The organism is Alcanivorax profundi, assembly GCF_003597125.1.
In the GTDB taxonomy this organism is placed as follows: Bacteria; Pseudomonadota; Gammaproteobacteria; order Pseudomonadales; family Alcanivoracaceae; genus Alcanivorax; species Alcanivorax profundi.
This window is the reverse complement of record NZ_QYYA01000002.1, coordinates 830,099-846,712: the sequence shown is the minus strand read 5'-3', so window position 1 is coordinate 846,712 and position 16,614 is coordinate 830,099. Positions and strand designations below refer to the sequence as shown.

Annotated in this window: 16 protein-coding genes; 7 read left to right on the top strand and 9 right to left on the bottom strand. The window is 56.7% G+C overall.

What is annotated here, in order from left to right; all coding sequences use genetic code 11:
* Positions 1 to 202: 202 nt before the first annotated feature.
* The 4 genes from D4A39_RS09235 (at position 203) to D4A39_RS09220 (ending at position 3,849) form a co-directional block, all read left to right on the top strand.
* Positions 203 to 859: a hypothetical protein gene (locus D4A39_RS09235; RefSeq protein ID WP_119917952.1), complete on the top strand. Its 657-nt coding sequence runs from the start codon at positions 203 to 205 to the stop codon at positions 857 to 859.
* A 64-nt stretch (positions 860 to 923) separates the two neighbouring features.
* Positions 924 to 1,637: a restriction endonuclease gene (locus tag D4A39_RS09230; RefSeq protein WP_119917951.1), complete on the top strand. Its 714-nt coding sequence runs from the start codon at positions 924 to 926 to the stop codon at positions 1,635 to 1,637.
* Positions 1,638 to 1,699: 62 nt separating this feature from the next.
* Positions 1,700 to 2,956, top strand: coding sequence for an Ea47 family protein (locus D4A39_RS09225; RefSeq protein ID WP_119917950.1), 1,257 nt, complete (start codon positions 1,700 to 1,702; stop codon positions 2,954 to 2,956).
* A 122-nt stretch (positions 2,957 to 3,078) separates the two neighbouring features.
* Entirely contained in the window at positions 3,079 to 3,849 is a 771-nt protein-coding gene (locus D4A39_RS09220; RefSeq protein ID WP_119917949.1) for a hypothetical protein, read from the top strand.
* 95 nt (positions 3,850 to 3,944) lie between these two features.
* On the opposite strand, the gene mmsB is transcribed toward D4A39_RS09220, so the two are convergent.
* From mmsB to D4A39_RS09205, 3 genes are all read right to left on the bottom strand, one after another.
* The gene (gene mmsB, locus D4A39_RS09215; protein WP_119917948.1) at positions 3,945 to 4,832 is read right to left on the bottom strand and encodes a 3-hydroxyisobutyrate dehydrogenase; all 888 of its coding nucleotides are present in this window, start codon (positions 4,830 to 4,832) and stop codon (positions 3,945 to 3,947) included.
* A gap of 131 nt (positions 4,833 to 4,963) precedes the next feature.
* Entirely contained in the window at positions 4,964 to 6,115 is a 1,152-nt protein-coding gene (locus D4A39_RS09210) for an acyl-CoA dehydrogenase family protein (RefSeq protein WP_119917947.1), read from the bottom strand.
* Positions 6,116 to 6,286: 171 nt separating this feature from the next.
* Positions 6,287 to 7,783, bottom strand: a complete 1,497-nt coding sequence (locus tag D4A39_RS09205; RefSeq protein ID WP_119917946.1) for a CoA-acylating methylmalonate-semialdehyde dehydrogenase — start codon at positions 7,781 to 7,783, stop codon at positions 6,287 to 6,289.
* Between the two features lie 101 nt (positions 7,784 to 7,884).
* Here D4A39_RS09205 and D4A39_RS09200 point away from each other — a divergent pair, with 101 nt between their 5' ends.
* Entirely contained in the window at positions 7,885 to 8,793 is a 909-nt protein-coding gene (locus tag D4A39_RS09200; protein WP_119917945.1) for a helix-turn-helix domain-containing protein, read from the top strand.
* Positions 8,794 to 8,798: 5 nt separating this feature from the next.
* Here the strand turns inward: D4A39_RS09200 and D4A39_RS09195 are convergent, their stop codons facing one another.
* The 4 genes from D4A39_RS09195 to D4A39_RS09180 all read right to left on the bottom strand — a co-directional run bounded on the left by D4A39_RS09195 (position 8,799) and on the right by D4A39_RS09180 (position 12,805).
* A complete protein-coding gene (locus tag D4A39_RS09195) occupies positions 8,799 to 9,521 on the bottom strand; it encodes a DUF1963 domain-containing protein (protein ID WP_119917944.1) in 723 nt (240 codons plus the stop codon).
* Between the two features lie 148 nt (positions 9,522 to 9,669).
* A complete protein-coding gene (locus D4A39_RS09190; RefSeq protein ID WP_119918030.1) occupies positions 9,670 to 11,106 on the bottom strand; it encodes a GTPase/DUF3482 domain-containing protein in 1,437 nt (478 codons plus the stop codon).
* A complete protein-coding gene (locus D4A39_RS09185; protein WP_119917943.1) occupies positions 11,096 to 12,484 on the bottom strand; it encodes a DUF2868 domain-containing protein in 1,389 nt (462 codons plus the stop codon). The genes D4A39_RS09190 and D4A39_RS09185 overlap by 11 nt, the downstream gene beginning before the upstream one ends.
* 12 nt (positions 12,485 to 12,496) lie before the next feature.
* Positions 12,497 to 12,805 (bottom strand): hypothetical protein, encoded by a 309-nt coding sequence (locus tag D4A39_RS09180; RefSeq protein WP_119917942.1) that lies wholly within the window; start codon positions 12,803 to 12,805, stop codon positions 12,497 to 12,499.
* 122 nt (positions 12,806 to 12,927) lie between these two features.
* On the opposite strand from D4A39_RS09180, the gene D4A39_RS09175 reads away from it, so the two are divergent.
* The gene (locus D4A39_RS09175) at positions 12,928 to 13,701 is read left to right on the top strand and encodes an ATP-binding protein (protein ID WP_119917941.1); all 774 of its coding nucleotides are present in this window, start codon (positions 12,928 to 12,930) and stop codon (positions 13,699 to 13,701) included.
* A 98-nt stretch (positions 13,702 to 13,799) separates the two neighbouring features.
* Here the strand turns inward: D4A39_RS09175 and D4A39_RS09170 are convergent, their stop codons facing one another.
* Positions 13,800 to 14,828: an alpha/beta hydrolase gene (locus tag D4A39_RS09170; RefSeq protein WP_119917940.1), complete on the bottom strand. Its 1,029-nt coding sequence runs from the start codon at positions 14,826 to 14,828 to the stop codon at positions 13,800 to 13,802.
* An 82-nt stretch (positions 14,829 to 14,910) separates the two neighbouring features.
* On the bottom strand, positions 14,911 to 15,531 hold the full coding sequence (locus D4A39_RS09165) for an outer membrane beta-barrel protein (RefSeq protein WP_119917939.1): 621 nt from the start codon (positions 15,529 to 15,531) through the stop codon (positions 14,911 to 14,913).
* A 120-nt stretch (positions 15,532 to 15,651) separates the two neighbouring features.
* On the opposite strand from D4A39_RS09165, the gene D4A39_RS09160 reads away from it, so the two are divergent.
* Complete coding sequence (locus D4A39_RS09160; protein WP_022986054.1) at positions 15,652 to 16,569, top strand: homoserine kinase; 918 nt, start codon at positions 15,652 to 15,654, stop codon at positions 16,567 to 16,569.
* The last annotated feature ends 45 nt before the right edge of the window (positions 16,570 to 16,614 follow it).

Sequence of the window (16,614 nt, the reverse complement as noted above, 5' to 3'; positions counted from 1 at the left end):
CATCCAACCCGGAAATTCCCGCCAGGAGTTATAAGGAAGCATCTATATAACTCCGTGTAGGAGATTTGCCATTACGTCGTAGCCTGTTGATATGGCAGGATTTTATCGGACGGGAAGCGACTACGGTTCCGGAGTTATATAGAACCGAGTTATACGGAACGTTCTAATTAATACGCTGTTATGCAATGTTAGGAGAAAATAAATGACAGGGGCTGAGATAACTGGCTTAGTGGCTTCGATTGTGTCTCTAATAATTGGAGGCTTTGCCATATGGCTATCGGTAACATTTTATAGAATGTCCAATAAGAGCTCTCAGGAATTGGAGAAGGCTTCATCAAACATAAATTCAACTGTTGATCGCCTTGAAGTGCTTTTTGACAAACTTTATTCCGATACTTTCAACATGATGAAAGATACTGTGACTGACATGAGGAACCATGTTTGGAAAACTAGCACCTTTAAGGAAGGAACAGAGAAAACAGAAATTGAAGAAAGCTTTGATGAACTAAAAAAGGAATTAAATGAAAAAATTGAAAGCCTGATTGCAAGTCAAGGTTCCGCTAGCAACAGGCTGGATGGATTTGCAAAACAAGTCGAATCATTAATTAGTGAGACCATAGACAAATCAGCCAAGGAAAGAGCCGAAAAGTCATGGGAAGAAAAAGAACAACTGATTATAAATGCAATCAGAAAGCGTGGACCATTAACTGAAGGTCAGCTCAGAAAAATTACTGGATTGCCAGAGCATGATACTACTAGCCTTATATTCATTCTTGGTCGAGAGCAACGGCTGGATTGGGACGGTGCTCCTGATTCATTTTCTTCGGGAACTAAATTTTCACTAGGAGATAATGCATAACAAAGCATTGCAGCGGACAAGCCGCTGAATGCGGCGTTAGGCGATCAATACTAGAGGGCATTACTTGAACTGGAAAGATTATCAAGAAAAGGCAGCAGAATTTTTTCAATCTCTTGGGCTAGACGCAGAGACAGATGTGACAATCCAAGGAGCACGGACAAAGCACGATGTTGATGTCTTAGTAAAATCGCACCATGCAGGCTTTGATGTTACGTGGATTGTCGAATGCAAGCATTGGAAATCTAAGGTGTCTAAGCTCCATGTTCTTGCACTTCGTGAGATTGTAAATGATACAGGGGCTGATCGAGGGATCTTGCTTGCTGAAGAAGGTTTCCAGAGTGGCGCAATTGAAGCTGCAAACCTTACGAATGTTCAGGTAACGTCTCTGGCACATGTAGAGACTTCAGCCAGTACGGCTATCAACGCTATGAAGCTGAGAGATCTATTTGATCGTTTAACTTGGTGTAAAACTGAGTATTGGGAAATACCTAAAGATGTCCGGATTAAATCAGGGCTGCGCCCAGAGACAGGAGGGGCTGTCGGATACTCCGGAGACTGGGCAACAAAAGTAGGAGAGGACCTTATTTCAAAGGCGTTCCGAGGTGAATTTCCCGTCACTCCAGACGAGATGCACCAAATGGCCTCTAAAGGACTCGTGGGCCAAGAAATGCCGAGTGAATTTGTAACCATGAAAGATCTAATGCAGTTTTTAGAGCCATTGATTGAAAATCTCGAGAACAGAATCAATGAATGCAAAGCTGAGTTTGGTGAAGCCTAACAAGGCCATGCACGCGACAAGCGCGTGATGGCAGCGTTAGCCCTCTTGAGATAAGTTTAACCATGAATGATTCGCTAAAACCTGCATTTCGAAGGCTATTTGACGCGAAGGCGCACTGGCAGAAGGCAATCGATGGCTACTTCGAACCCAATGACTTTCGGATGGCCGTCAACTCATGCATTCAAGAGCTTCGAAATGTCACATTCGTGCTGCAGGCGAATAAACGGGAGATTCCTGGGTTTGATGCGTGGTACGGCCCTTGGCAAGAAAAGATGCGCGCGAACCCCTCGCTACGCTGGCTCGTTGATGCGCGTAACTACATAGTAAAACAGGGGGATCTAGAGTTACTTAGCAAGCTTAGAATAGAAGTTATTGGCTCGTACTTGGCCGGCGAAGTTGCGATTTTCGAGGAAGACTACAACCCCAACCTGACGAATTCTGAAATCTATTCTAAGACTGTTTCTCTAGGACTCCCAGTTGAAGTCTTTGAAAATTCTTACGTTAAGCTTCAACGTCGCTGGATCGATAAAAATTATCCCGACCATGAGCTAAGCGAATTGCTTAGCGAATGTTGGCTAGCTGTCTCGGCGCTGTTGTTCGACGCTCCGAATTCCGGTTTATCGGCCAGCGGGAAAGAAGGGCCCAGGTTGCCGCCATGTATGCACGAACAACTTCATATGCGAGCCACTTTGATGAAGGTAAGTGGAGAAACACTTGTGCCAACTCTGATTAGCTCCGAAAGCGTTTCAGTAGACGATGAAAAAAGGGCTGCGTTGCAGGAGAAGTATGGAGATACTCCCCTTTTTCGTTCAGCGGGGGAGGGGAAAAAACTCCCAGAGAGGCCGTTTAGGGAGCAATGTGAGTTGTTCTTTGAGCAAGCGAAAGCAGTTCTACAACGGGATCGTTATCATGTTCACCTCGCAATGGTATTTGTCGGAAAAAAGCTTGCACAGCTCATTGAAATCAGAAATGAGGACAAAGCGGATAAATACGTAACCATTAGAGACCTCGCTTCAACGATGGAAAGAATCGGAGCGGACGCCGTCATCATGGTCTCTGAAGCTTGGAGTGCTACATTTGACCCGTCTAATCCCTATCGTGGGGCGGCAGATGCGCCAACGCGGCAAGAGGGCCTCATGCTTGTTGGTGCAACAATGCAAGGTGAAACCTATTGTTTTACAGCACCGTTTTTCAGAATGGATGGCGACATTTCGTTTGGTGATGAATCTGTAGTCGATGCTAAGAATGTGAATGTGATTCAGCCTATCATCGCGATGTGGGAAAAACAGAAGGGAGCCGGTAGTGGAGGCGAGAGCTAACAATACGTTGCAGGCGACGTTTGACCCGCTGTGCATCCGTGCTTCCGCAAGAATGCACATCGCCTCAAACTCGCCTGAACGTGGGCGTTAGCGAGGCGTTAGCGATCAAAACCGGGAGCCTTATGCGTAGATGGATTCTGGAAAAATTTTCAGTAATGACGGAGGAAGAGCTAGCATATTGGATTGCTGCAATTCTATTCGTGTTTGCATTTGTCGCAATTAAGCCAAGTCGCTATTTCGACGTAGAGCTTCCTCAAGTATTGGCTTATGTGGCAGTAGGGTTCCTCATCTATGGGTTTTGGACTTACCTATCACCGGTACTCAAGAAAGCCAGTGAATCTCTAATTGTTAAGGCTGTATGGGCAGCAATCACTATTGCTGGAGCAACGGTTTCTTTTGCTTTCGCTCAGCTTATGGTGAACGAGACGCTAAAAGTGCCATCGTCTGCGTTTCCATATACACAAACGCTTGTCGCTATCCTTGTGGCGCCAGTTGTGATTGGAATATTTGTATTGGCACTTGGCTTGGTGCTAATTCCAGTATTTCAGGTCATGCTTTATTCGGAAACTGGACAGCTTTCAATCAAGTCTCTCCTCGGTCCCCGCAGTGAAGGCTTAAATAAAAAGGGAACAGAAGCTAAGTATTGTGTTCGCTTCGTTGCATTCTTTCTGATTTTGGCCTTATGTGGATATGGGTTGGCTCGCAATGATGTTTACCTTAACGGAATCGGTGATTTCGTCCGCTGGTTTGCCTTTCATTTTGAAACTGAGAACTACTCCAGCTGCGTCGTTGATCCAGGGACGAGAGTTGGATATCTGGGAGGTGATCGAGTCGTTGCCGCATCAAAAGATGGAGATGTTTATGATTTCAAAGTCATTGAATGTGCAACTTGAGTGCTAACAATCGCAGGGACGGCGACGTCTGCTACATTGCGGCTTCGCCTCCATTCCGTACCCGCGCGTGCTGCGGGCGTTAACTGTCTTACGCCCTACTCCTTGTGTCGAAAAAAACGCTGAATGCTGGAAAAGTCTTTTTCAGCGTAGCCATGATTACCATGAGCGGCATACAGGGATTTCGCCAGATTCCCCATGGGTGTCGCCGACTGGCTGCTTAGTGCAGCTTGCAGCGCCAACCCCAGATCCTTGTTCATCAGTTTGACGGCGAAGCCGCCTTCATACTCGTTTGATGCCGGCACATTTTCCATGACGCCGGGCCAGGGGTTGTACTTGTCCAGCGACCAGTTATCCCCGGAGCTGGCTTTCATGATCTCCGAAAGCACCGCAGGATCGAGACCATGATCTGCCCCCATCTGCAAGGCTTCTGCCGTACCAATCATATGGATGGCGAGGAGCATGTTGTTACAGATTTTGGCCAGCTGCCCTGCGCCATTGTCCCCGGCACGAAATACCTGCGCTCCCATGCACTCGAGCACGGGACGTGCCCGATCAATGGCCTCTTCCTGACCACCACAGATAAAGGTCAGCGTACCGGCTTTGGCGCCGCCCACCCCACCGGAGACCGGCGCATCGATCATCACCCTGCCCTGCTCTTTGGCGATGGCGGCCACCTCACGGGCTGTGTCGGCATCGATGGTGGAGCAGTCGATAATCAGGGCACTGGCATCGATATGCTTCAGCACACCCGCTTCACCCAGATAGAGGCCACGCACGGCGCCCGCCGACGGCAACATGCTAATGACAACGTCAGCGCCCTGCACCGCTTGCGCGGCACTGTCTGCCGCTTTGGCACCCTGTTCCACCGCCGCGTTGAGAAGCTCGGGCACCAGATCAAAGGCAATCACCTCATGGCCGGCCTTGACCAGGTTGGCCGCCATGGGGCCACCCATATGACCGACACCGAAGAATCCGATTTTCATTGTTATCTCTCCCTGCCTCTTACACGGACGGATATTGATGCGTATTGGGTAAAGGGTCTGAGCTTGTAAGCCAGACGCTTGAACCCGTTTTTTTATCGTCTGAGGTCTAACCCCAGACGTCCGGCTTTTCTTTACAGAAACGACAAATCCTTGAGCACATTGCGCGCAATGATCACGCGCATGATTTCGTTGGTCCCTTCCAGAATCTGGTGAACGCGGGCATCACGCAGGTAGCGCTCCAATGGATATTCGCGGATGTATCCATAGCCCCCGTGCAGTTGAAGTGCCTGGTTACAGACGTTGAAACACAGGTCCGTGGCCATGCGTTTGGCCATGGCGCAGAGCATGCTTTTGTCGTGGTGATTGTGATCCAGCTTCCAGGCGGCCAGCCGTACCATCTGCTGTGCCGCGACCAGCTCCGTTGCCATATCTGCCAGAGAAAACTGCACGGTCTGGAAATCGCCGATGACCTGGCCAAATTGTTTGCGTTCCTGCACATACTGCTGCGCTTGCTTCAAGGCCGCCTGGGCCGCGCCCAGTGAGCAACTGGCAATATTGATACGCCCGCCATCAAGGCCACTCATGGCGATTTTGAAGCCCTGCCCTTCTTCACCCATCAGGCACTCGGCCGGGATACGGGCCTGTTCCAGGATCACCGCGCGGGTGGGCTGGCTTTTCCAGCCCATCTTGTCTTCATTGCGCCCGTAGGAAATCCCCGGCGTGTCTGCAGGCACGGCAAAGCAGGAAATGCCGCCAGCACCCTGCCCACCCGTACGCGCCATCAATACCAGCAGATCGGTATCACCTGCACCGGAAATAAAGGCCTTGGCGCCATTCAGTACATAGCTGTCACCGTCCTTTCGCGCGGTAGTTGTCAGCGACGCGGCATCGGAGCCGGCGTTAGGCTCCGTCAGACAATAGGACGCCAGTTTTTCACCCGACATTAGCGCATCCGCCCAGCGTGCACGGGTGGCATCATTGCCATAGCGCGTCAGCATCCAGGTGGCCATGTTATGAATGGTGATAAAGGCGGTGGTGGACGTGCAGCCCTGAGAGAGCTGTTCAAAAACCAATGCGGCATCCAGGCGTGACAGTCCCATGCCACCGTGTTCTTCGGCACAGTACAGCGAGCAGAACCCCAGCTCGCCCGCCTGGCGAATCGCATCCTTCGGGAAAACGCTGTTGGCATCCCATTCAGCGGCAAAGGGTGCCAGAGCCTTTTCGGAAAACTGTCTGGCCGTTTCGCGGAAGGCCAGCTGCTCTTCAGTAAAAGAAAAATCCACGGTTGATCCTTTCAAGATCGCTGATAGTTAACCCTTCTCGCCGTAGGAGCGTCGCTGGCGGCGCGATTTCTGCCTCGGTTATCGCGCCGCCAGCGACGCTCCTACAGTGATGTATCTCCACCATCGAACGCAGAATGCGGAGATGGGCATTCGCCCATTTCCGCCCTACGATCATTTCAAATGAATACTCATATTCGGGCCGCTTGCCGGGATGTCATCGTCGAACCAGCGGCTGGTGACGGTCTTGGTTTCCGTATAGAACCGCACCGCCTGTTTGCCGTACGCATGCTGGTCGCCGTAGAACGATCCTTTCCAACCAGTGAAGCTGAAGAACGGCAGTGGCACCGGGATCGGTACGTTGATCCCCACCTGCCCCACTTCCACTTCGTGCTGGTATTTACGGGCGGCAGCACCGCTGGCGGTAAAGATGGAAGTGCCATTGCCGTAGGGGCTGTTATTCACCAACGCCAATGCTTCTTCCAGGGAATCCACGGTGACACAGCACAACACCGGGCCGAAAATTTCTTCCCGGTAAATGGCCATGTCCGGTGTCACATCGGTGAACAGGGTCGGGCCAACCCAGTTACCATCGGGCAGGCCTTCCACGGTGCAATCGGAGCCATCCAGTAGACAGGTTGCGCCCTCCTCCTTGCCCTGCTTGATCAGTGTCAGCACCCGTTGTTTGGCCTGGGGGCTGATCTGTGGTCCGTAGGCCGCTTGCGGATCGTTCCAGGCACCGGGGCGGATGTTGGCAAACTCGTCCTTGAGCTCATCCACCCAGGCTTTTGAGTCGCCGACGAATACGGCCACGCTGATGGCCATGCACCGCTGCCCCGCCGCCCCACAGGACGCCCCCACCAGGCTGTTGATCACCTGGTTCTTGTTGGCATCAGGCATGATCACCATGTGGTTCTTGGCACCGGCGAAACACTGGGCCCGTTTCATGTGATCCGTGGCGGTGCGGTAAACGTGCTGCCCCACCGGCACCGAACCAACAAAGGACACGGCCTTGATATCCGGATGGGTGAGCAGGGTGTCCACCTGCTCCTTGCCACCATGCACCAGCTGCAGCACTCCCGGGGGCGCGCCCGCTTGAAGAAACAGTTCCACCAACCGGTTGGGGGTCATGGGGTCCTGCTCGGAGGGCTTGAGGACAAAGGTATTCCCCGCAGCAATGGCCAGCGGGAACATCCACAGCGGGATCATGGCGGGAAAGTTGAAGGGGGTAATGCCTGCGCATACGCCCAGCGGCTGGGTCCAGGAATACGTGTCGATGCTGCGGGCCACGTTTTCCACCGTTTCCCCCATCATCAACGAGGCGATGTTAGCGGCCTGTTCGGCGACTTCGATACCGCGCCAGACATCCCCCTTGGCATCCTCGAAGGTCTTGCCGGTTTCCTGACTAAGGATCTCGGCAATTTCTTCCTGATGCTCTTTCAGCAACGCCTGATAACGCAGCATCAACCGTGCCCGCTCAGATACCGGCACTTCCTTCCAGCTTTCAAACGCCGCCTTGGCAGCGGCGATGGCTTGCGCCATTTCGTCTGCCGTGGCAGCAGGGGCCTCACAAAGAATTGCCTGGGTAGCCGGGTTGGTCACGGGGATCCACTCACGGGTCTGACTGGCAACGAACTCACCGTTGATCAACAGGGGCAGGCGATGGGGCATAACAACTCTCCAGAGGGTATCGGTTCTGGTTCCAGTTGTAGCACAGCCCCAGCCGATGGCAGATAGTCCTTTTTGCCGCCTAATGGACTATATTGCGGTTTATGAGCCTCTCAACATCCTCTTCACATGGTCACGCGGAGCCCTCCAGCTGGCCACTGTCAGAACGCGGTCAGCGGACGGTTATCCCGCCCGCGGTACTGGACAGCATTGCCGGGCACCCACTGTGTTCAGGCTGCATGCCCCATGGTGTCGGCTTTTATCCACGTGCACGGGGGCATCGCATGCAGCGGCGCAGGCCCGCGGATGACCTGTTGATCTACTGCATTGCCGGGCAAGGAATCTTGCAGGTGGATGGCCACGAACAATACATCGACGCAGGCGATCTGGTGTTGTTGCCCAATGGGGTCGCGCATCAATACCAGGCCGACCCGGCCCAACCGTGGAGCATCTACTGGGTGCACCTGGGCGGCCATGATGTGGCACGTTTTTTTGACGAAATTGCCAGTCAGGCCGGTGACTACAAGGTTCATATCGGCGTTCATTCACGACTGGCGGAGACCTTCCAGGCCCTGCTGGTGGCGGCTACCCGGGTTCAACCGGAACACCTGGTGTATGCCGCCAACCTGCTACGCAGCCTGCTGGCCTTTGCCGCCCTGATGCGCCATCAACATCTGGCTCGCCATGCCACGCTCGACGTGACCCGGGTCAACAGTTACCTGCAAACCGCGCTGGATCGGCGCCTGTCGCTGGACGAGTTGGTCGATGCCACCAGCACGCTGTCCCGTTATCACTTTATTCGTGAATACAAACGGCAGACCGGACAAACCCCCATGCAGGCTTTTCAGCGCATCAAAGTCAGCCATGCCTGTTATTTGCTGGATATTACCGAGGAGAGTGTAGTGCAGGTCGCCGCCCGGCTGGGCTATGACGACCCCTATTATTTTTCACGGTTATTCAAGAAACAGATGGGGGTCTCGCCACAACAATATCGGCGCGAGCGGGGGCAGTAACCGGCTTACATCTCCCGGTTCTGCCAGGTAAGCGTCATGATGTCCCGGTGGGTGTCGCACTGAAATACATGGGCGCAACCATAATAGCCAAAGCAGAAGGGCAGGGTATCCGACGAGTCCAGTTGCAGCACAAAGTTCATCGGTTGCTGGCAACAAGGACAACTGGGGTACGCCACCCCTTCCACCCAGTGAGGCCAGCCCAGCAGCTTGTCCCCTGGCCGTGGAGCGGGTCGATGGGCATGCAACAATGCCAGCGTACCCTTCGGATGACGATCATTGACCGCTTCGGTTTCTTCACTGTCCGGATAATCGGTCAGTGCAATCCAGCCTGTCAGGGCTTGTTCGGGAAACGCATTGGGCTGGTTGAATGGCAGAGCCTCAAAGCCCTGGGCCTGGTCTCGTGGGATAACGCGCACCAATGAGGCATCCGAGAAAGGCAAATGTGCCTGGCCAAGCACCTCGCAATCCTCTTCTCCGTTGGTGCAATAAAATACCTGCAGAACGCCATCCCCGAAGGGCGAGGAAGCAGGCAAGTCCCGGGAATCCAGTTGCACCATCAGTTGCATGGGCTCGTGGCAGCAGGCACAGCACGGCCAGCTTTCATCCGGCTTCAGCAGCGGCAGGCCTCCAAACTTGGACATGGCGCCTGGTACCGCCGGGCCCGCCTGGGGACGCCAGGCAGGACGGGAAAAGGAATCCAGTCTGAGTTTGATTTCTTCGGGCAGCATGTCACGTCCTCTTACGTCCGTGCCAGATTGCCCCTGCGCCCACCTATGGCGCAATGAATGACTTTCGGAAGGGCGTTTTTATCGCCCCAGCGGCGTGCAAATTTTGGTCATACGATACAAATTCGCCGTATGCCCCCACTCCATGCCATCAAAATTGCTCCAGTTGCCACTGGGCAAAGGCCTGTTGCGCCAGCTCCAGCTGCTCGATCAGGCGCTGTCGCTTGCTTGGGTCAAAGCGGCGGCGGGCCAGCGCTTGCAGGCTCTTCTGCAGGGCATTGCGGTCCCCACGGGATAACACGTCCAGCCAATGGCCATCGCTGTCGGTGACCACCAACACATCTCGACCGGCGTGATTACGCTGGCTGACCTGATACCAGTGCACCAACGCGCGTCCCAGCACCACATAGGCGAATTGTGGATCCTTGAGCGGGCCGTAGACCGCTTCGCGGAAACCCCCACTGAGCGGGCCCACTTTGACCTTGTTGAGCTTGTCACTGTAGAAATAACTGCCCGCTGCCCCCAGCAACCCGCCCACCAGGGCCCCGGTTCCCAGGGAATGCCCGAAGGTGACCGCATCGAGCCCGGCACCGCCCACCGCCCCCGCCCCGAAACCGGCAGCGGCCAGTTGCCCCTTGCTGATCCCCCATAACTGGCGGGTTCGCTCGCTGAACAGATCACTTTCGTCTGGCAGGGTCAGATCCGACTCTTCGCGCTGCAGCCGCCTGTGCAGGTAGATATCTTCTACCGCGCGGCGCTGGCGCTGCTCCCGCTCCCGCTGCCAGGCCTGCCAGCGCTGGCGCAACTGCGGCAACAGGGGCCGGGCATCCTGATGTTCCCCCAGCCGGGCCGTTTCCTGATGGCCCAGCATGTCGATGAGAGCATCGGCGATCTGCTCCAGGGCCTGGTGGTCCCGGCCGAACTTCAACGCCTGCAGGTATTCCAGCGCCGCATCCAGGGTTTCGCGCCATTTCGGCGCCAGTTCCCCGAAACTTCGCAGCAGATCAAGGTGTTTTTCGAACGGCGCCCGCACCGCGTCAAAGCGCCGCACAATCTGGAAGTACTGCCCCAGGGCCGCTTCCCAGTCGGCACTGTAGTCGTCACTGCCGATCTGGTTGATCAGCGCCAGACTGGGCCGCCCAGTCCAGCGCAGGATATTCATTTCCGCTTCGTGCTCGCGGTTGTAGGGCACCGACCCATCCACCACGTAGATAATCCCGGCGCCCGCCACAATGGGCCGCAGCAGCTCGCATTCGTCGTGATAACGGGGATCATCGCTATGCTGGTTCACAAACGCGGCCACGGTATCAGGGCGGTCGGACGCAGACAGGCTGTGCCCCTGCAGCCAGGCCAACAGCTTGCGCGGTCGCTGGAACCCCGGGGTGTCGATCAATTCATAGAGGGTGACGTCATCCACCTTCATGGGATAGCGGTGGCTGTCGCGGGTGGTGCCGGGCTCCATGGCGATGGCAATGGAGTCATTCTGGGCGAGGGTCGCCACCACGCTGGACTTGCCTTTGTTGGGGTGGCCCACCACCGCGAAGCGGGGCAGGCTGTCAGCGGCCTTGCCGGTGTCGTTAGCGTCCATGGTCTGCATCAACCGGAGTATTGTCGGATTGGGCCTCAGGGGCACAGAGCAGGAGATGGGAGTCCTGCTGGCGTTCCACAAACCGTTGCCATTGGGCCTGCAAGCCGCGGTCGGTCAACGCCGCCCCCTCTTCATCAGCCAGCGGCACCAATGCCAGCAGGGTGCCTGCAGGCCACTGCTCGCGGGCATCCATAATGAAATCACTGAGTTCACCCGTGGGCGGCTCCCAGCCCCGCGCCACCAGAATCACCGGCTCCCGGCGTTGGCCCGCCTCACGCAGGGCCTCTGCATCCTGCTCGAGCGTGCTGTTGCCTCCGGCCCGTAATTGCCGGGGGCCCGGCCCACGACTCAGGGCACCTACCACGGCACCTGAGCGCATGCCGGCACCGGCCCAGTGAATCAGGGTGCTACTGGCAGGCAAGGGCGACAGGGCCACGGTGGCCTCTGCCGGGGCCCTCGGCGCCTCTTCTTCACCGCGGGTTTCCACCCACGGAGTCTCGAACCGGTACAGCAGGGGGGCATAGCCCGGGTGCCGGGCCAGTGCCCGTCGGGCCTGCCAACGCACCTGCAGACCCGCCAGCACCAATAACACCAGTCGAGGCAGCAGCACGTAGCTGAGCCACAGCATCAACACAAAGGGCCACCAGGTGCCCAACAAGGCGGGATCACTGACAGCCCCCTCGCTGTTGAGACGGTAAAACTGGGAGGCGGAAACCAGCGCCTGGCTCGGCACAGCCTCTGGCCATAGCGTCTGCCAGGGTTGGGCCAACAGACTGACCAGAGCGTGATAGCCCTCGGCAGAGGTCTGCAAGGTAGTACTCCAGCCAAAGGCCAGATCCTGTACCACCACCATGACCAGCAAGGCCAGCAAACCACTGATAGCAAACAGCAGCCCACCGGTATGGGCGATACGGGCAGACAGGGCAGGGCGCAGCGAGGCCAGCGGGTCGTCATCCGCCTGGGCACCGAACAGGCCGCGCCAGGGTTGCCAGCCCAGCCAGGCCTGCACACTGGTCAGCACCGCCAGCAGGCATTGCAGGGCGACCAGCGCCATCAGCAGGGTCAGGTTGATCTGACGGCCACCGTCGTACACCAGCAATCCCAGCATGAAGGCGGCCCCTAGCACCGCGCCAAGACCAGCAAACACCCAACGGGCCTGCCGCCAGCGACGCAGGCGCACATCGGGGCCCGAATCACGGCGCTGGTCATTGAGCGCATGGAGGGCCTGCAACCAGGCCGGCACCGAGAGAGGCTTGCCCTGCTCCTGTTGCTGCTGGGCAAAGCGTCGGTCACGACGGTGCAGAAACGCCTGATCCTGTTTCTGATCACGCCGGTACTGGTCATCAAAATCCAGCAACCGGGTCAGGGCTCGGCTCAATCGCTCCCCCGCTTACTGGGCGCTGGCGGGCGGGTTCTGTTGCGGCGCCGGACGCGGCATTTCCGGGTTCTGTTTCGGCGAGGTGTATTTCACCGCGTTCTGACCGCAAGCCATGCAGGCGTTGCCAAACTCCCCCAGAATGCCGCCGTTTTCATCATAGCCATAGGCCGGACGGTAATCCTGGGTGCACTGCTGCGGCGGATCTTCCGGACAGCTTTCCGTATCGGAGGGCAGCCCCATGGGGTAATCCGTATCGTATTTGTGGGTACAGCCCGCCATCAACAACACAAGGGCAGGCAAGGCCAGTGCAGCAGCTTTCATCAAAGCATCTCCTGAATTCATGAGCGTTCTGCCCCAAGCATAGTCAAAGCTGACGACGGACGCATGTATGATGAACCGGATTTCTCGACTATTTTTCCCTTTCTATCCGTTGTGGAGTTTTCATGAACGCCTCCTCACCTCTCGACTGGCGCACCCTGCCTGCGGCCATCTGGCGCGGTCGCACCGCGTCACTGCGCCCGGTGCAACATCCCGACCCGGTACGACTGGATGATCTGCTCGGCATCGACGAACAAAAGCGAAAGATCATCCAGAACACGGAGCGTTTTCTGGCCGGCCAACCCTGCAACCATGTGTTGCTGTGGGGCAGCCGCGGCACCGGCAAGTCGTCCATCGTCAAGGCCCTGCTCAATGCGTATGCCCCTCGTGGTCTGCGCGTGATCGAGGTGGACAAGGATGACCTGCACGACTTGCCGGAGATCGTCGATGACATTCGCGATCGAAGCCAACGGTTCATCATTTATTGCGACGACCTGTCGTTCGAAGACGGCGAAAACCAATACAAGCATTTGAAAAGCGTGCTGGAAGGATCGCTGGAACTGCCACCGGAAAATGTGCGCATTTACGCCACCAGCAACCGCCGACATCTACTACCTGAATACATGAAAGACAATGCGCAATCACAGGTGGTAGGGCGGGAAATACACCACGGTGATGCCGTGGAAGAAAAGATTTCCCTGGCGGACCGTTTTGGGCTGGGACTGAGTTTTTATCCCATCAGCGAGCCACAATTTTTCGAAATTGTGGATCACCTGTTCGGTGAGGTTGCAGACCGCGAACAACTCCACATTCGTGCGCGGCGCTTTTCCATTGAAAAGGGTGTGCGCTCAGGGCGCACTGCACGGCAGTTTTATAATCAGTTTGTGGGGGAATTTTAACAGCAGCTGCGAGCTTTGAGGAAAAGCCGAGTCTCGAGTTACGAGTAGAAAAAGGCAAAATCTTCAGGCTTGCGATGTCTGGTTTTCGCAGCTCGTAGCTAGAAGTGATTTGCCGTCGCGTCGCAGATCGCATCCAGGGCCGCTTTTGCCGCGGGAATCACGCCACCCATGGTGAAAAAACCGTGGACCAGCCTCGGGAAATCCAGACTGCTGACGGACACCCCGGCCTCACGCAGTTTTTCCCCGTAGGCCAACCCTTCATCGCGCAGCGGGTCGGTGGCGGTCACCAGCACCGCTGGTGGCTGACCGACCAGATCAGGGTTACGCAGGGGGGATACGCGATAATCCTCGACCAGTGCGTCATCCTGAATAAAATGGCTGCGGAACCAGGTGAGCAACGGCAGGTCCAGACCAAAACCCTGCCCCAGATTCTGAATCGAGGGATGCGCCAGAGCCCCATCGGTAGTGGGATACACCAGCACTTGCAAGGCCGGCACCGGCACCCCGGCCAGGGCCGCCTGCTGACAGACCACGGCAGCCAGGTTTCCGCCAGCACTGTCACCCATGACCGCAAGGCGCGTGGAATCCAGCCCCAACGCCGCGGTGTTGTCCAGCAGCCATCGCCACACCGCCAGGCTCTGATCGGCACCGGCCGGCGAGGGATGCTCAGGGGCAAGGGGGTAGTCCACACTCAATACGACGGCATTGGTGCGTTCGGCAATGTAGCGACAAACACGGTCATACTCATCGACACCGCCTACGGTAAATCCCCCGCCATGAAAAAACAGGATTGCCGGAGCCAGCCGCGGAGCATTCTCGGGGCGATAACGTCGCACCAGAACCGCGGTGTCTGTTGCCACCGGCACCTGGTGATCCACCACTACCGGCATGGGACGCTCAGGCACGTCCAGCAGGGCAATCATGTCACGATAGAGCTGGCGCGCTTGCGCCACCGGGACACTGTTGAGTGCCGGCTTGGCAGCACTCAACGCAAGCAGAAAACGGACGTGCGGATCGAGATGATCCCTGGCCCGGGTTTCCATTCCCGCGGCAAGTCGGGACAGCACCGGTCGCGGCAACATCATCAGGGATTTCAGCGCAACACGTTCCAGAGCGACTGAGCTCATCGGGACTCCTTGACTATGGGATCTGCAATCGCGTTTGCCGGCGAGCGTGCTGCGTGCCGGAAACAGAATGTGCGCGAGTGTATCAGAAATACCACTCCAGGCCGCCCTCGATCCCGGTCACGGTGATGTATTCCTTGTCTACGTATTGCATGTACTGCAGGCTAAGACCGATATTCCAGGCCGTGCGCACCCCAATGGCAGCACCGAAAGCCAGACTGGTGTCATCATTGCGATCCACATCGCGACGACAACCCGCCGCATTGCAACGATGCGCTTCGGTCTTGACCTTCACATCAGCAATGCCCGCAAACCCTTGCAGAAAGACACTGTCCAGATGCTGTTTGGCGACCGGGGCAGCGAACGACCACTTGCCGGTCGCCAGCAGCGCGGCGACGTGATCCACGCTGTAGTCAACCTTGCTGCGACTGGTTTCCGAGCGCCGGGTATCCGGGGAAGGGCCAGCCCCCAAACGCAACTCAACCCCCCAGTTCTCATCCACCATACCCCCCAGACGCAGGGCAAGGCCGGAGGGCGTCGTTTCGTAACGGTCGTAATCCAGATTGAAGTGCATCAGGTTTGCAGCAGCGTACCCATAGCGGGCATCCTGAAAGTGGGCAACCCGGGAGGCAGAGTCACGCCCAGCCGCTTCGGCCGCCCATAGGGCGGGGCTGATGAGCAAACCGAAAAGCATCCAGTAACGCATGGAAAGTCATCCTTTTTTGTTATTCTTTGAGTCTCGGCTGCCTGTTATACCACCGCCAGCAGGCTGAGTCTTTGTCCATCGGCCGGGAAGCCCCTCAGCCGCCGCACCAGGAAGCTCCTCATGTCTGTCTACACACCACTTCCCCCAACAGAGATGGCCCGAGTGCTGGCAGCATTTGGTTATTCGCTGGTGAATTTCCGTGGCGCCAGCCACGGCATTGAAAACAGCACCTTCCTGATTGATGCCACAGATTCACAGGGGCGATCAGCAGGCCTGGTGCTTACCGTGTTCGAAAACCTGGACCGCAATGCAGTGCAACCCTACCTGCATTTGTTGGCGGAACTCGCCACTGACCCACAGCTACCCGTACCCGGCCCATTGCGGGATGCCCATAACCGCTGGCAAATTACGGTCGCGAACAAACCTGCAGTTCTGATGCCACGCCTGCCGGGCGACCATGATTTTTCCGTGGATGAGCTGCGCTGCGGCCAGGTTGGTGCCCTGCTGGCACGACTCCATCAGTGCGACACCCGCGCCCTGATGCCGCTCCCGGCTGAACGCCAGCGGCTGGCGTCACTACAGGCCCAGCTGGACAAGCTACCCGCCGCCCAACAGCCCATCGCCCGCGCCCTGCTGGACGCCTGGCAGTCAACCGCTACCGGCAATACCTTGATCCATGGCGACCTTTTCCGTGACAACCTGCTCTGGCAAGACGGCCGCATCAGTGCGCTGCTGGATTTCTACAACGCCTGCCTGGATCACCCGGAATACGACCTCGCCGTGACCCTTAACGACTGGTGTGTGAATGAGGAAGGCAAGCCGGTACCTCTGCGGGAAGAGGCGTTACTGAAGGCGTACCAACAACAGGGGGGAGTGATCGATAACGCTCGCCTGGCACTGGCGCTACCTGTAGCCGCACTGCGTTTCTGGTTGTCTCGACTGGCCGGACCGGTGGCACAACAAAGCGAAGGGCAGGGCAGTAAGGATCCCGCAGAATTTGCCCGGATTTTTGCCTGGCGGACGCAAGATCTCGAATGAATCCGCCTTCTTCGAAGGCGCCACACTGGCAGGTGCATAACTGCA

Coding starts and splice junctions, on each gene's coding strand:
- D4A39_RS09220 (WP_119917949.1), top strand. CDS start 3,079: ATGCGTAGATGGATTCTGGAAAAATTTTCAGTAATGACGGAGGAAGAG.
- D4A39_RS09160 (WP_022986054.1), top strand. CDS start 15,652: ATGTCTGTCTACACACCACTTCCCCCAACAGAGATGGCCCGAGTGCTG.
- mmsB (WP_119917948.1), bottom strand. CDS start 4,832: ATGAAAATCGGATTCTTCGGTGTCGGTCATATGGGTGGCCCCATGGCG.
- D4A39_RS09170 (WP_119917940.1), bottom strand. CDS start 14,828: ATGAGCTCAGTCGCTCTGGAACGTGTTGCGCTGAAATCCCTGATGATG.
- D4A39_RS09195 (WP_119917944.1), bottom strand. CDS start 9,521: ATGCTGCCCGAAGAAATCAAACTCAGACTGGATTCCTTTTCCCGTCCT.
- D4A39_RS09235 (WP_119917952.1), top strand. CDS start 203: ATGACAGGGGCTGAGATAACTGGCTTAGTGGCTTCGATTGTGTCTCTA.
- D4A39_RS09205 (WP_119917946.1), bottom strand. CDS start 7,783: ATGCCCCATCGCCTGCCCCTGTTGATCAACGGTGAGTTCGTTGCCAGT.
- D4A39_RS09175 (WP_119917941.1), top strand. CDS start 12,928: ATGAACGCCTCCTCACCTCTCGACTGGCGCACCCTGCCTGCGGCCATC.
- D4A39_RS09225 (WP_119917950.1), top strand. CDS start 1,700: ATGAATGATTCGCTAAAACCTGCATTTCGAAGGCTATTTGACGCGAAG.
- D4A39_RS09190 (WP_119918030.1), bottom strand. CDS start 11,106: ATGGACGCTAACGACACCGGCAAGGCCGCTGACAGCCTGCCCCGCTTC.
- D4A39_RS09165 (WP_119917939.1), bottom strand. CDS start 15,531: ATGCGTTACTGGATGCTTTTCGGTTTGCTCATCAGCCCCGCCCTATGG.
- D4A39_RS09180 (WP_119917942.1), bottom strand. CDS start 12,805: ATGAAAGCTGCTGCACTGGCCTTGCCTGCCCTTGTGTTGTTGATGGCG.
- D4A39_RS09200 (WP_119917945.1), top strand. CDS start 7,885: ATGAGCCTCTCAACATCCTCTTCACATGGTCACGCGGAGCCCTCCAGC.